Raw genomic sequence first — 13,616 nt, 5'->3', positions numbered from 1 at the left:
TGATTCGTCATATTGGCTGATCATTGTCTATCAAACGTAATTCAATGCTGCCGGCCTATTGCCTGGTTTACCATTTCCTCCACAAAGCTGTCCCATTTGTCCGCCGAATGTTCAAGCGTCTCATTATAAAGGGCTTGTGCTCCTTGCATGATTTCTTTCCCCATATCCTCTATCACTTCACCCGGCAAATTGTTAATCTTCTTTTTGATGCCCTTTAACTTTGCGGTTACATCACTTGTAGTTTGTTTCATATTGTTGAATGCCTTTGTCTTCTGATAATCTCCTTCTTCTAACTGTCCATTCTGTACTACTTCTATCCATCCGCCTTTGAAGCACCCTAAAATAGATTTTTTTAACACGGCCTCTACTTCTTTTCCGCTTCCATTGATATTTACCTTTATACTGCTGTCTGTAAGGAGCCAGCTGTCGCCAAGCTCCAAGGTGCAGCTGGCTGCCCCAGCTCCTTCCTCATAGCTTCGAAGCGCACATTCCATATGTTCCATACAAATATTTTTCCGTGGTATACAGTCTGTTTTTACTGCTCTGGGTTTCCCCTGCTCCAGAACCGTTCGGTTTTCTACCTGCTCCAAGGAACCGATCCCACTGCAATAGGGGCATGTAAGAACAGCCCCCTCCACAACAAAGCTGTCCTCCTCCTGAGCAAGGTGATAGGATGCAGAGTCAACACCATATATCTTTGATAATTTATGTAAAATAGCCCTCTTTCTCTCAGAATTGACTCTGTTATATACCTCCTCGGCGTCATATACAGCGCTCCACATACGATAATTCCACGCAGTTTCTTGCTCCTCCTTCCCATGCACTGCCAATGAAGCAGCCGCAAGAAGCGCAATTGCCTGATGTTTTTTCATCCCATTAACATCTATGTACCTGGAGATTTGACCAACCAAAGCCGGCGTATACACCTTATCTACATATTGAACATCCTTCGTCAAGAAATAATTGGGCTTATGGGCGTGAAAGAACCTCATCTTAAAATCAAAGCTGCCATACCCTGTTTCACTAAAATCAATGCCTGAATCAACCAAGCTGGTGTTTTTATCATCCCCCATCTTTTTTAATAGCTGACTGACGATATCCCTGTATTCGTTGATATTGAATACATTCACTTTTGCCCGTTCCTGCTTTTCCAGCGGTATATTAGCCAAAAACAGCTCCGACGCTCCCTGTCCATCCAAAGAATATGCTTTGTCAACCATTCCTTCCGGCAAGAGATATGCCATAGACGCAGCCAGATTACCGCCTTTTGAATGACCAACAATCGTTACATGCTCATGCCCCGATTGGATCACATACTTCTGTGCCTCCCTCTGGGACGGGGTAAGAGACGATATGGTTGCTGACAAATTATCGTCCCATTGATAATTTCCTGCTGTTCCCCTGAATACAATGATTGGACGCATGTCTTGCTGGGAGTTCTGCCCATTTGCCGTAGGCTTCAGAGTCATGGCACGAAAATGCGTCCGGTCGTTGCTTTCAATGTTTTCTACCTCTAACGACATAAGTGTTTTTGAAGCTTTGATTTGGTTTAGTACCTCTTGGAACTCTGCTTTGGTCATTTTGGCGCCAAAATCATTTACTCCTTTCTTTCCTCTCATATTCTTTTCTATAGAAAATATTAAATTCTTCAACGAAACCTTTTCATTCTCTATATCATCCCAATCCTGCTGTAATTCAGGTCTGTATATCAAGGCTGCAAGCATGGCAGCCTCCTCTCCGCTGATTTCTCCCATCCTGCTTTCCTCCTTCATACGATTAATAAACCAACTGATTATCTACCTTTTTCCTTTTATATAAGAGTATCAATTACCTGTTTTGTGTTTTGTCTCCCCTTCTCACCATAGCTGCCAATCATCTTAATCCTCTAACCCTAATTCAATATCCATTTTTGAATCCATCTCCATATCCCAAAATGGGTTAGCATCTCTGTATAAGTAATATTTTAAGTTTTCTTGTTTCCTTACACTGATTTTTTCGTAATCTTCCATAGTTGTTATCTGTTTTATAAAAAATCTGATTCTTACCTTGGGAAAACTGTGATAAAAATCTTTTATCACTTGGGTTACATTCTCTTCTGTCAGTCCATCTTCTTCATAGCTGCTGCCGGGAGGTAAAATTAAATACAGGTACAGGTAATCTGGAGTTTCTCGTATTTCAAAATAATATGCCAGCGGAGAATTCGGGGTAATTCTTTCATCCATTTCTGACCTGGAAGACTCAACAAAAATCAGCTTATATTCTTCCGGAAGAATATCTGTCATTTCCTCCTGAAACCATTCCTTCATCATGATACTTAAAAACTTCCAGCAATAATTATCCTGAATTTCTTCTATTCTTTTGTCTTTACTGGATTTAGGATATACCCAAACGTTAAATACCGAGCCATCTCGTTCTGGCTCCCTCACCTCATACAGATAAGGAGAGTATACATCAGCAGCGGGGATTGGACTTCCCGAATAAAGAAGCTTCCCCTCCGGGTTTACAATGAACCTCTTGCCATACTTTTTTTCCAAATACCTTTCGATTTCCAGCGGATAACCTGCTTTGTATTTTTTATTTCTTATGTCCCTCCATGTATTATGTATGACTGTAACCAGAATAATTACTGCGATTGCCAGAGAAAAAACAATCAATCCTTTTTTTAACATTTCTCTTATTCCCCTTTTATAAAATTTTATTTCCTTGCTCCATTAACAACATTCTACCTTCCCACATCTTTAATAAAGCGTAGTTTACCGTTCTTGATCCGATTGCCATTTTAAATCTACATCCATATCCAAAAATGAGTTTGTAGTTCTACATAAAGCCCCTCTCACCACGACTTCCGATTATCTTAATACTCTAACTCTAATTCAATATCCATCTTTGAATCCATCTCCATATCCCAAAATGGGTTAGCATCTCTGTATAAGTAATATTTTAAGTTTTCTTGTTTCCGTATACTGATTTTTTCGTAATTTTCCATAGATGTTATCTGTTTTATAAAAAATCTAATTCTTACCTTGGGATATTTTTGATAGAATTCCCTTATCACTTGGATTACATTCTCTTCTGTCAGTCCATCTTCCTCATAGCTGCTGCCGGGAGGTAAAATTAAATACAAATATAGGTAATCTGGAGTCTCTCGTATTTCAAAATAATATGCCAACGGAGAATTCGGGGTAATTCTTTCATCCATTTCTGACCTGGAAGACTCAACAAAAATCATCTTATATTCTTTTGGAAGGATATCTGCCATTTCCTCCTGAAACCATTCCTTCGTCATGATACTTAAAAACTTCCAGCAATAATTATCCCGAAATTTTTCTATTTTTTTGTCTTTACTGGATCTAGGATATACCCAAACGTTAAATACCGAGCCATCTCGTTCTGGCTCCCTCACCTCATACAGATAGGGGGAGTATACATCAGCAGCGAGGATTGGGCTTCCCGAATAAAGAAGCTCCCCCTCCGGGTTTATAATGAACCTCTTGCCATACTTTTTCTCCAAATACCTTTCGATTTCCAGCGGATAACCTGCTTTGTATTTTTTATTTCTTATGTCCCTCCATGTATTACGTATGACTGTAACCAGAATAATTACTGCGATTGCCAGAGAAAAAACAATCAATCCTTTTTTTAACATTTCTTTTGCTTCCCTTCTATGCTCTTTTTTTCTAAGGGATATACCCATACCTTTTCCTCCGGTTCCCATGCCTCCTGCAAATATGGCAGGTATATACTGGCAGACAAGATAGCTTCCAGAATCAAGCAGCCCCCTGGCTGGTTTTACAATAAAGCCGGTTTATGGGTTTCATTCCTATATCAAATGTCAGTCTCCTCCTGACACTCAATTCCTTCTAATTTAATTCCTACCATGGGCCTCCTCAATATGCTTTCTGCTACATCAAATCGAATCACGATTTGTTTTTCTATTATTCCATGAACTCGAAAGATAGAATGGTCTCCTATGGCATCCCTGTTTAAAACCAGTTTTTTCAATACTCCATTAGGATAAAATTGGGCTTTGCTTCCCAGACACTTGACTCGTTCTAATGCAAACAGCCAATAGGCCTCCTGCCTTCTTGCTTCCCGGTCGCTTAGTATTGCACAACTGCACTGTATTTGAATTTCAAAGCTGCAGAAAATATTTTTTAATGCAGTTGAAAGCAAAGGAAGCGGCGCCTCCAGTAAATCCGGATATATATTCTCTTTTTTACTTTTTACAAGGAAATTATGGTTTTGAGCTGGAAGCTTGCCAAATTCAAATTCAACGCTTCTTCCTTTCACAATTTCTTTTTTCCATGCTTCCGGTATAAAACCGCGGTCAAGCTCCACCGCATGTATCAAAGATATATCCTGAGATATGGTAAAATAATCCATCCTAGCCCCTCTACATTCTAATCTGATCCTTTTGATCGGATGAAAGCCCCGCCTGTTCCAAGGCTTCCCTTTCAAACATCGCCCCTGACAGGCATGCCCCTGAAAAATCGGTGTGGTAAAACTGTGCTCCCCGAAAGTCTGCTCCTCTGAGATCGGCCCCTGAAGCATTAACATCTCTTAAAATAGATCCGTGAAAGCAAAGGCCATCCAGGTTTGATAAAGAATGGAAATAAATAGTTTCTGGAACAACTGGAGCAATGATTCCGCTAAAATCGCTTCCACTCAGATCAGAGTTTATAAAGGAGGAGCCAAACAACGCAGCATCCCTCCAGCAGGTGTTTATGAGACTGCATTGCCGCCACTCTGTTCCCATAGCATTGCTATGGCTAAAGTCACAATCTGAAAAATCCATTTTAAGGAAGCAGCTATTTGTAAAATTTACGCCGCTTAAATCTATGCTATCCACTGTTTGCTCCAAATACCGTTTACCACAAAACCGATTATGTTCTTTTTTATGGATGCTCAAGCATTCTTTCAAGTTAAGTCCCTTAGTATCTACGGCTTCTGTTACCAGAATTTCTTCAAAATCCCCCTGATATTCGCCTGATAGAACACAGAAATCATCTGTTATGGAAATCTTTTTCATGCATTTGGTAATGCTTTCTCCACGAACGATCCATTTGGCAATCGCTGTTATTCGCCCGATGAGCTGAGGGATATATTCCATCTGAATCAAAGTCCTTACATCACTCATATAAACTTTATTTTTATATCGGGCCAGCGTCAGGCTTAACGCTGCCTCCAGCTTCCAAAGGAGCTCACATAAACCGGTAAAATCCGCGTCCTCCCACAGAGGCCTAGGATCAAGCGCAAAACGACGGTCAAAAGCATATATGCGTACAGCTCCATTTCCCACATAAAAATTGCTCCTGAGAAAGCATATATGAATATAGGCGATAGCTTCTTTTGTTCCATTCTCCTGAGCCTTATGAATCCTGTTGATTAACTGCACAAACGCTTTTTCCATTTCTTCCCCAAGCGCTTTCCTGTTGATTTGAGAATAGCTCTTTATTTGCTCAAGCGCTGGGAGACCCAAATCCAGATGTTCCATAAAAAATGCTTCCAAAGCTTCGTTTCTTCCTATCATGCGCTCTTAACCCTTAGTTTGTATGTACTTCATTGCCTTTTAATTCAATTACGCCGCTTTCATTCAGATGAATTTCCGCTTTTGCTCCACAGCTGATGCGTATATTGCCTCCGGCATTAAAATGTATCTGATTTCCCGCTTCCACTGCTACGTCTTTTTCTGCATGAATTGTAATTTTTGAATTAGAGGATAGAAATAAAGTACCATTCTGATTAATATCAATCAGATTTGCTCCATTGGCGGAAATACTGACCCGATTAGGGCTCCACATAATCTCCATCCCCTGTCTGTTCCTTATATATCTTACAGAATAGTCCCTCATACGATCACTCTTTTCATTTTCCGGGACATACTCACTTACCGCGCTGACTGCATAAGCATTTTTTTCATCTCCACCAGGAAACCTCAGCCTTACCTTATCCTCTGGTTCAGGCATACAGTACCACCCGCTGTCATCAGAGGACGCATATACAGTAGAATAGGGAAACCAGCATGCTTCTCCATTCCCACAGCCATCCTCAGCAATAATATGCACCTTAACATTATCTCGTTTAACTTCTTCTACAATCCCTGTTACTTCCCGGCCAACAAGCTTTGTATTCATACTGCGAGAAGTATCCAGCCCCTCTCTTGTGCATAATTCATAATCATTATTTAATACAGCCTGTTCCATATGCATATGTAATGCTTTAACATATAATGTGCTTCCTTTAAACTTTATACATTCACCAAGCTTTAGGCATTTGTCATTTAATCTTACAAGATATGTCATACCTGACGTATTGGATATTAGAGGCTCCTGGGTCTGCGCATGCCAGCTTAGGGTATAAGGAATCTCGTCTGTTATTTCTATTTCTGAAAGCAAAGTTGGCTTTCCTATATAAAAAGCCGGACGATCGCATCCGCTGTCAGGAAATACAGATTGACCGCAATGGGACGCCATACGCTTTATAAACTCCCAGTCTGTTTCCTCGTACTGCATAATAAATTGACCAATCTGCTCTTCGCACCTGCTCTCAATGATCGTCTGAGCTCCTTTGGTTCCTTTGGCAACGCTCTGGATAATTCCTTTTATGGTTTCGTTTATATCATGAAAAGGCTTTGTTTTTTTCTTCCTGTCCAATAAAATTGTATGTGTGGCTCCACGTACAATAACCGTCACCGCTTCCGCGCATTCCTCTACGGAAAGCTCTGTAATAAGGCCGCGAAACAAAACTGTATCCTTACCTTTTCGGATTATTATTTCTGTTCCAAACTGACGTAAACAGTCCAGAGCCCGCCTGTCCTCAGAGTGTATTTTCCCCTCTGCATATACAAAGGTATGGGAATTTTTTTCTGCTGTAATGTCAATGTTAGAAATCTCAATATAAGGGATTGGTTCCACCCTTAATTCGCCAACCTCTGTGTATTCTCTTTTTTTCATTGCTGCGGCCCCCCTTCTATCTCAATGGTAGAGCTTAATTTGCAAAGTATGGTTTTCCAAAAGTAATACTCCTTTTGCTCAAAATTGAAATCCATGAATATCATCTTTTTCCCTCCTTGAAAAAGGATGATAAAGTCACACAATGCTCCACCCGGCATAGAATGAATAGCGGTAAAATAATATATTGTTCCAAATGCTGCCTGCCTTGCATCGGATATATCTATCTTTGTCTGTTGCCTTGAGCTTCTCATCTGGCTCACATAGTCTTGCTGAAGCTGATCAATCTTAACTATTTGTTCCGACTCAATTACCTTTATGGATAGCGTTATTTTTTCTTTTGACGCCTGAAAAAGAAGGAGATTCCCCATTACTATCGGCTGTCCAAATAACTCAGACGGCATAAGCATGGAAAATAGGCCATTGCAAAAGGCGATTCTCTCAAAGGTAAATCGTGAAATTCTAGCTTTGAACTGCTCAACCTCCTTTTTATAAAGCTCCCCACGCCCTTTGTCCGAATCCGCAGTAAAGGGCTGGCATGTATGTTTCTTTAGCATTGCTAAATTTATATCAAAATCTTTCAGCATATCTTTCATACCCCCTCCCCCAATCGATTCTGGCTTCCTTCTCTCTAAGCTTTATCTGAAAGCCTCCGGGCGCTGTAAGCAATTAAGGACGCCTTTTTGCCTCTCATCTAAATGCTGCTGTTTCGCTTATGAACCTATCAGAGAATAAACAAAAACTTCCAGACGCTTTTAATCGTCTTAATTCCCACAAAGGGCTGTCTGACAGTGAACAGACAGCCCTTATCCAGTAATGATCCGATAAAGCTCTGCTTTCGGAAATTCTTTTCATAATTATGGTTTTTTATACAATCCCCCATTATGTCCAATCTTTATTATTATTATAATCATTTTATAGATTTCAGATTATCTCTTTAGGTTTTCTTATATGCCGGAAAAGCCCGTAACTTCGGGCTTTTCCGGCACTTTTTTTATAGGAAGAACCTCGCAAACATTCTTATTACCCCTCATGTTTCCGCTCTCAAACGTAGTATAAACAGTAGTACATTCCGCGTATCCTATGCGGCTTGAGCTTCCTGGGCGCTTTCTGACGCAGGTTGCGCATGGACTGCTGCGGTGGTCTGTGCCTGGGCTTGCAGCCGTTCCATTTCCTCCTGTGCGGAATGGAACGTGGCGTGGGCGTAATAGTTCAACGTCATAACGATATTGGCATGCCCCATGATGTACTGCAATGCCTTGGGGTTCATGCCTGCATTTGCCATTCTGGTACAGAACGTATGCCGCATGGTGTGCGGCGTCATGACCTCCGGCAGCAGTTCTGCATGACATTTGTTGAACTTCTTGGCAAGGCCCTGAAACATGGCATCATAATGGACAGCCACTTTCGGCAGCCCATCCCGATTTAAGAACAGGAAATCCTTATATCCATCCACCACAACGCCTTTGCCGTCCTTCCGCCTGTGCAGCACGCGCTGAAACGCTTCATAGGCTACTGCGCTCATCGGCACCTGGCGATAGCCGCTGTCGGTCTTTGGCGCTTCGATGTAGTAGCCGTCCTCGGTGCTTCTCAAAAGCTGGTGGTCTACATTCACAAAGCGCTTTTCAAAATTCAGGTCGGCAGGCGTCAGGCCGCAGAGTTCGGAAACGCGAAGCCCGGTTTCCAGCAGAATCAATACCTCGTCATAATACTTGGCATAAACAGGGTCGTTCTGCATGAACTCCAAAAGCTCCTTTTCCTGTGCAGGGGTAAGCGGCACCTTTGGTACGGTATCGTCGTTGATAACCTCATTGATCTGGAAGTCAAAGGGATTCTTGCGGAGGCAATCGTCCTGTACGGCCATGTAAAAGATAGCTTTCAGGGAACGCTTGCCGTTGCAGATAGTGTGATAGGCCACACCCTTTTCCTGCATACGCAAGGCCCATTCTTTGGCGTCAGACAGCTTCACGCTGTCGATGCTGGCCCCTCCGATTTTATCCTCGGCCAGCAGCTTCATCAGCTGCTGGCGGCTCTTATGGGTTCCCCGCTTCACATTGCCCCGCTGCCGGATATACTTTTCATAGAGCTGGCACACGGTCATTTTCTTGCCGATGGTGTCAATCCCATCGTCAAGGTCTTTTTGTATCTGCTTGATTTTCTCCCGCAGGGAAATATCCGGGCGTTTTCCGGCAGGGATTTTATCCGTGGGGACTAACTTCCAGGAATACACAAACTTCGGTTCTCCAAAGGTATCCGTATATTTGTAGGCGTATCTTCCGTCTGTACGCTGGCTCTCTCCAGATTTCAAAAGACGGCCTTTGCTGTCCCGTCTTTTTTCATCTCGTTCTTTTTTTGACATTTCGTCATGCTCCTTTCCATGACGGAAAGAGCCTTGACACGCTCTAAGGGTATTATAGCATAGTCAAGGCTCTTTTTCACTAGATTGTGTCCAGAGAATCAATGATTTTTTCAAACTTTTGCCGTTTGATCTGGATGCGGTTGCCGTTCAAAATCACCCAGCCAGCGGATAGGTTTTCCTCGGCAAGCCGACGCAGCTTGTTTTCTCCAATACGAAAATATTTCGACGCTTCTTCAATAGTAAGCGTATACTTTTCCCAAATAGGCACATCGTTATTACTCATAATCTTGTCTCCTTCTATTCAAAACAAAAGTTTCTTGTAACTATGGGCAAGAAACGGACGGCTGGTGGCCCAGCTCCACGGGATTTTCACCCCCATGCGGTTCTCACACGGCCCTACCCATTGCCTGCGACGCTTCTAACGCTCGGACTGTGGCTGTAAGGGAGTATCATTGTCCTGCCTGCACGTCATCGCCCATAAGCAGCCACGCTTACGTTACGGCTGGGTGGTGGTCGCTCCGCTGTTTTCGTAGAAATCAGCATCATGGCGCACCCGCCGTCCGGCTCGGTGCAGACAGAATGTGTCCGTATGCCCTATGACGCGCCGCCATTGTCATGCGGGCGTATTTGTCAAGGAACTATGAGGCTTCTGGCAGTCAGCAGATGGGGAAAGGGATAAGCCGTCTGCCTCTTGGATCACGGTTTCATCATCGCTTGGATCAGCCTGATTTCCATTCGGCGCTTCATATACTCGTCTACGCACACATGGGGATATCCGGCTGTGTCGTAGAGGGTTCTGGTACACAGCTTGTTCATGTAGGCATCATAGTACCGCAATACACACTCGACGGCTCCGGCATCACCGGCGCAGGCGGCTCTGCTCACCGAAAGGGGCAACAGTGCCTTTCCGTTGTGTTTTGGCTCGTTCATCCGCGTCAACCTCCTTCTGGCATGAGCGCCATCAATGTTACTCGCAATGCTTTCAGGGCCTTTGTCCTGTGGCGCTGGACGGCACTGCGGGACATTCCCATAAGGCTGCCGATCTCGCCGTCCGCCATATCCAGAACACAGTGCAGAATCAAAACACTTTGTTCTGTCTTTGTCAGCTTGGCAAAGGCTTCGGCTACAAGCTCATTGTCGATATGTAACTCGTACCCATGAGTGCTGAATATAAAACTGTCGCTGGGGTAGCGGTCTACCGAATAGAGCTTGTCCAGTTCTTCCTGGGACAGATCGCTGAACGTCAATTCACGATTGCGCTGACGCTCCATGTTCCGCAGGTAGGCCCTGGCTTCGTTGCGCAATACCGTTTTACAGAAAGCGTCAAACCGGCATTGTTCGTAATAGTCGCGTAGGTTAGTTTCCATCATTTCTCACCCCCTTTCCGTGTGGGGATGTAAGGTGGTACTTTCCCTTTCCGCTACTATCAATCCGTGGACGCCCGCTGCTACCCGCTAAACGCCTCCTTTTGAAAAAATTTTTTAAAAAGTGGTTGGGCAGTAGGAAAAACCGCAGAAAATAACAAAATTCGCCCGACAGGTCATAAACCCGCCGAGCGAATGTGAAAACATTATGGTATTTTACTGGTTCGTATGATTCATAAGTCCGGCCGCATTTCCCCCTGCCAGGGGGATGGCTTTTTTTAACGGTGCAACTCCCGTTTCCGTTTGTCGATACACCTTTTCATTCATGACGGCTCCCTCCGTGGGCCGCCATTTTTCCAGAGTCAGGGCACCATTCCTCCAAAGAACAAAGAAACAGCGGCCTTAATGTTTTTTACCGCTGCGGCTGCTCGTTTCTGTCCGATTCCTCAGCCTCTATTCAGCGGTTTCTATGTCAGTTCTTTTACCAGCTATCATTTTACTTTACGAACCCTGCTTATTCTTTCCGGGCCACCACCACAAACCGACCGTTTTCCGTGTGATAGCTGCACGTCACCAAGGTAAGAAGAACATCTCCGTATTCCGCCGTTTCTCCGGTATCATACAGGGAGGCTGCCTCCACATTGTCCACGTATTCCGCAAACAACGCCGGATCGCTCAGATCTGGGTAGGCATAGAAACGGAACACGTCTGTTTCATCCTGATAGTACACTCTGGAATAGAACGCACCGATCACGGCATAGGTGCCGCTCTCTTGCAGGGTGTCGAATGTGATGGAGGGATGCTCCTTCCAAAACTCCGGTTTTCCGTAGTCCAGCAGGGCATGGAACATCGTGCCGTTTTTCATGTTGTGTCCGTAGACCAGATAGTGATTCCCGCCCTCGATGAAGTTTCCGTCCAGGAAGGGAACACCGCTGACCGAATGGCTTTTGTCAAAGGCCCGGCGCAGATAATATTCCGGCTCCTGGGGCGTATACATCACTGGATAGTCTACTTTGGTTCCCGCAATCGTTACCCATCCAAACAGGTCCTCGTTTTCCTCTTTCAGTTCCGCATAGGGGGATGGAGCGGTCGCGCCCTCCATTGTGGGTGCAGACTCATTCGCTGTCTCCGGGCGATTTTTTTCTGTTTCCACACGGGCGGCTAAGGTTTCAAAGGCTGCCTGAGATTTTGCCAGCCCCAGTATCGAAGAACCCAGCATGAACAGGGAAAGCAGGAGCAGCGTGAAGCTGGACAGGATTCCCAGTGAGATATACCACTTCCTCTTTTTCCTCGGCTTCATGTGCCTGGGTCTGTATGCCTCCCCTCTGTGCTCAGGCAATCGTTCCATTGACCTTTTCTTTGAGCGTTTTGCCCGGCTTGAATACAGGAGACTTCTTGGCTGCCACCTCAATCGGCTGCTGTGTTACAGGATTAAACCCTTTATGGGCCGGTGTTTCCCGTACGGTAAAGCTGCCGGTCCCGATAATCTGTACCGTCTCTCCAGCCGCCAGCGCGTCTCCTAACACCTCGCAAAAGGCAGCCAGAAACTTCTTTGCATCCTCCTGGCTTGTTTGAGTTTGTTGCGCGATTCGTACAATGAGTTCTATCTTATTCATCATCTGTTCCTCCTACTCGTAAAATTGAATGAAAAATGGCTGGCGTTCACGCCAAAGCATGAACGCCAGCCAAAAAGCGATTGAGCCGGTTCGATGCGTCAGCTCTTATTGCGCTTGCCCTGAGAATGGGGTTTCCGTGTCTTATTCCCTGCCAGAAGCGCTGTAAGGCTCAGGAGGGAAGCTGCCGCCAGAATACTCCACAGGGTCAGGTTTGTGTTGTCCTCGGTCTTTGGCACATTGTCAAGGGGCCGGGACGGGGTGATGACAGGCGGGGTCTGGGGCTGTACGGGTACAACAGGGGTCTGAGGCTGCACAGGTACAGCGGGTTTCGTGGTATTGGCAAAAGCCGGGACACTGTGATACGCCTGTCCGTTCTTTTCATAGGACACGCTTGCCTCATAGTCATAGGGGCAGGTCACGGTGACCGTTACCTTGTAGGAAGCCGTATCGTAGTTGATATTCTTGTCATTGCCTGTCTGCTCTGTGATGTAGTAGACATAGGTGCCGGTTTTAGTAAAGGTCAGGGGATCAAACGTAATATGACTGCCCTGATTGTTTTTCACCTGCATCCGCTGCCCATTGGCATCGTCCAGGAAGAAGGTGAATCCGCTTCCTGTGGGGATCAGACCGTCCACGGTCTTTGTTGCCGTCAGGGTTACACGGGCTGCCTGTGGGGTATGGCTGCTTCCGCCGCCGGAACCACCTTTGTAGTTTTCAAAAGCGGCTGTTGCAGTGACACCCTTTTGGATGGTGCCTGTGGCGTTTGTCTTGGTAACGGTATAGCCGCTGTTGTCGCTTTCTTCCACCGTATAGGCCACTCCGGCGGGAAGCTCGGAGGCTGTATTGCTCTGTCCGTGCTTCAAGGTAAAGGTGGCAACGCCGCCTGTGAACGTCATATCACCATACTGGCCGGTGATATCTGTTCTATCCAGCGTTACCGTAAAGGTGAACTCCTTATTCTGATCACCTCTGGAGCCACTTACCGTCTTGGTGACGGTCAGATCTCCAACCTTTTTATCCGGAGTGGGCGGAGTAGTTTTCGCATTGTCCGTTACGGTGATCTTGCCGTTTTCGGCTACAACAGTTTCTCCCTGGGCAATCGTGCCGAGGGTGACACTGCCGTCTGCCTTTACGGTGAACTCAAAGTCTGTCACCGCGACGAATCCTTCCGGTGCGGCTTCTTCATGGAAGCGGTAGGTTCCTGCTTCCAGGCTCAGCGTGTGGCTGTCGGTGGTGCTTTCCCAGCCGTCCACCTTGTCGGTGCCTTTGTAAATCTCAATCTTAGCACCTGGCAGTTCTTCGCCGCCAAGCTTCACCTTACTGAATT

At 45.1% G+C, this 13,616-nt stretch carries 14 protein-coding genes; all 14 read right to left on the bottom strand.

Features of this window, described 5'->3' with window-relative positions:
- Window positions 1–41: 41 nt before the first annotated feature.
- Complete coding sequence (locus tag FYJ39_RS17165; protein ID WP_195840468.1) at window positions 42–1,754, bottom strand: Mbeg1-like protein; 1,713 nt, start codon at window positions 1,752–1,754, stop codon at window positions 42–44.
- A gap of 123 nt (window positions 1,755–1,877) precedes the next feature.
- Window positions 1,878–2,669, bottom strand: coding sequence for a hypothetical protein (locus FYJ39_RS17160; RefSeq protein ID WP_154473646.1), 792 nt, complete (start codon window positions 2,667–2,669; stop codon window positions 1,878–1,880).
- A 185-nt stretch (window positions 2,670–2,854) separates the two neighbouring features.
- Window positions 2,855–3,715: a hypothetical protein gene (locus FYJ39_RS17155; RefSeq protein ID WP_154473645.1), complete on the bottom strand. Its 861-nt coding sequence runs from the start codon at window positions 3,713–3,715 to the stop codon at window positions 2,855–2,857.
- Between the two features lie 110 nt (window positions 3,716–3,825).
- Window positions 3,826–4,383 (bottom strand): hypothetical protein, encoded by a 558-nt coding sequence (locus tag FYJ39_RS17150; RefSeq protein WP_154473644.1) that lies wholly within the window; start codon window positions 4,381–4,383, stop codon window positions 3,826–3,828.
- Between the two features lie 10 nt (window positions 4,384–4,393).
- Window positions 4,394–5,530, bottom strand: coding sequence for a pentapeptide repeat-containing protein (locus FYJ39_RS17145; RefSeq protein WP_154473643.1), 1,137 nt, complete (start codon window positions 5,528–5,530; stop codon window positions 4,394–4,396).
- A gap of 13 nt (window positions 5,531–5,543) precedes the next feature.
- The gene (locus FYJ39_RS17140; RefSeq protein ID WP_154473642.1) at window positions 5,544–6,953 is read right to left on the bottom strand and encodes a phage baseplate assembly protein V; all 1,410 of its coding nucleotides are present in this window, start codon (window positions 6,951–6,953) and stop codon (window positions 5,544–5,546) included.
- Window positions 6,950–7,546, bottom strand: a complete 597-nt coding sequence (locus FYJ39_RS17135; RefSeq protein ID WP_154473641.1) for a hypothetical protein — start codon at window positions 7,544–7,546, stop codon at window positions 6,950–6,952. The genes FYJ39_RS17140 and FYJ39_RS17135 overlap by 4 nt, the downstream gene beginning before the upstream one ends.
- A gap of 485 nt (window positions 7,547–8,031) precedes the next feature.
- The gene (locus tag FYJ39_RS17130; protein ID WP_154473640.1) at window positions 8,032–9,309 is read right to left on the bottom strand and encodes a site-specific integrase; all 1,278 of its coding nucleotides are present in this window, start codon (window positions 9,307–9,309) and stop codon (window positions 8,032–8,034) included.
- Window positions 9,310–9,388: 79 nt separating this feature from the next.
- Window positions 9,389–9,592 (bottom strand): excisionase, encoded by a 204-nt coding sequence (locus FYJ39_RS17125; RefSeq protein WP_154473639.1) that lies wholly within the window; start codon window positions 9,590–9,592, stop codon window positions 9,389–9,391.
- 413 nt (window positions 9,593–10,005) lie between these two features.
- A complete protein-coding gene (locus tag FYJ39_RS17120; protein ID WP_154473638.1) occupies window positions 10,006–10,239 on the bottom strand; it encodes a helix-turn-helix domain-containing protein in 234 nt (77 codons plus the stop codon).
- 5 nt (window positions 10,240–10,244) lie between these two features.
- Entirely contained in the window at window positions 10,245–10,676 is a 432-nt protein-coding gene (locus tag FYJ39_RS17115; RefSeq protein ID WP_195840470.1) for a sigma-70 family RNA polymerase sigma factor, read from the bottom strand.
- Between the two features lie 511 nt (window positions 10,677–11,187).
- Window positions 11,188–12,021 (bottom strand): class B sortase, encoded by an 834-nt coding sequence (locus FYJ39_RS17110; protein ID WP_154473636.1) that lies wholly within the window; start codon window positions 12,019–12,021, stop codon window positions 11,188–11,190.
- On the bottom strand, window positions 12,005–12,292 hold the full coding sequence (locus FYJ39_RS17105) for an HU family DNA-binding protein (protein ID WP_235919875.1): 288 nt from the start codon (window positions 12,290–12,292) through the stop codon (window positions 12,005–12,007). Before FYJ39_RS17105 ends, FYJ39_RS17110 begins: the two co-directional genes overlap by 17 nt.
- 95 nt (window positions 12,293–12,387) lie before the next feature.
- Window positions 12,388–13,616 (bottom strand): DUF7601 domain-containing protein (locus FYJ39_RS17100; RefSeq protein ID WP_268890685.1); only part of this gene is annotated, 1,229 nt, incomplete at its 5' end.

The sequence above is a fragment of the Clostridium porci genome (assembly GCF_009696375.1).
GTDB classification, from domain to species: domain Bacteria; phylum Bacillota; class Clostridia; order Lachnospirales; family Lachnospiraceae; genus Enterocloster; species Enterocloster porci.
The sequence above is the reverse complement of the archived record's forward strand: the minus strand, read 5'-3'. Positions and strand labels throughout refer to the sequence as shown.

Excerpts from the sequence above, each read along its gene's own strand:
- FYJ39_RS17120 (WP_154473638.1), bottom strand. The coding sequence starts at position 10,239 with ATGAACGAGCCAAAACACAACGGAAAGGCACTGTTGCCCCTTTCGGTG.
- FYJ39_RS17125 (WP_154473639.1), bottom strand. The coding sequence starts at position 9,592 with ATGAGTAATAACGATGTGCCTATTTGGGAAAAGTATACGCTTACTATT.
- FYJ39_RS17145 (WP_154473643.1), bottom strand. The coding sequence starts at position 5,530 with ATGATAGGAAGAAACGAAGCTTTGGAAGCATTTTTTATGGAACATCTG.
- FYJ39_RS17115 (WP_195840470.1), bottom strand. The coding sequence starts at position 10,676 with ATGGAAACTAACCTACGCGACTATTACGAACAATGCCGGTTTGACGCT.
- FYJ39_RS17130 (WP_154473640.1), bottom strand. The coding sequence starts at position 9,309 with ATGTCAAAAAAAGAACGAGATGAAAAAAGACGGGACAGCAAAGGCCGT.
- FYJ39_RS17150 (WP_154473644.1), bottom strand. The coding sequence starts at position 4,383 with ATGGATTATTTTACCATATCTCAGGATATATCTTTGATACATGCGGTG.
- FYJ39_RS17155 (WP_154473645.1), bottom strand. The coding sequence starts at position 3,715 with ATGGGAACCGGAGGAAAAGGTATGGGTATATCCCTTAGAAAAAAAGAG.
- FYJ39_RS17160 (WP_154473646.1), bottom strand. The coding sequence starts at position 2,669 with ATGTTAAAAAAAGGATTGATTGTTTTTTCTCTGGCAATCGCAGTAATT.
- FYJ39_RS17105 (WP_235919875.1), bottom strand. The coding sequence starts at position 12,292 with ATGATGAATAAGATAGAACTCATTGTACGAATCGCGCAACAAACTCAA.
- FYJ39_RS17110 (WP_154473636.1), bottom strand. The coding sequence starts at position 12,021 with ATGGAACGATTGCCTGAGCACAGAGGGGAGGCATACAGACCCAGGCAC.
- FYJ39_RS17165 (WP_195840468.1), bottom strand. The coding sequence starts at position 1,754 with ATGGGAGAAATCAGCGGAGAGGAGGCTGCCATGCTTGCAGCCTTGATA.
- FYJ39_RS17135 (WP_154473641.1), bottom strand. The coding sequence starts at position 7,546 with ATGAAAGATATGCTGAAAGATTTTGATATAAATTTAGCAATGCTAAAG.
- FYJ39_RS17140 (WP_154473642.1), bottom strand. The coding sequence starts at position 6,953 with ATGAAAAAAAGAGAATACACAGAGGTTGGCGAATTAAGGGTGGAACCA.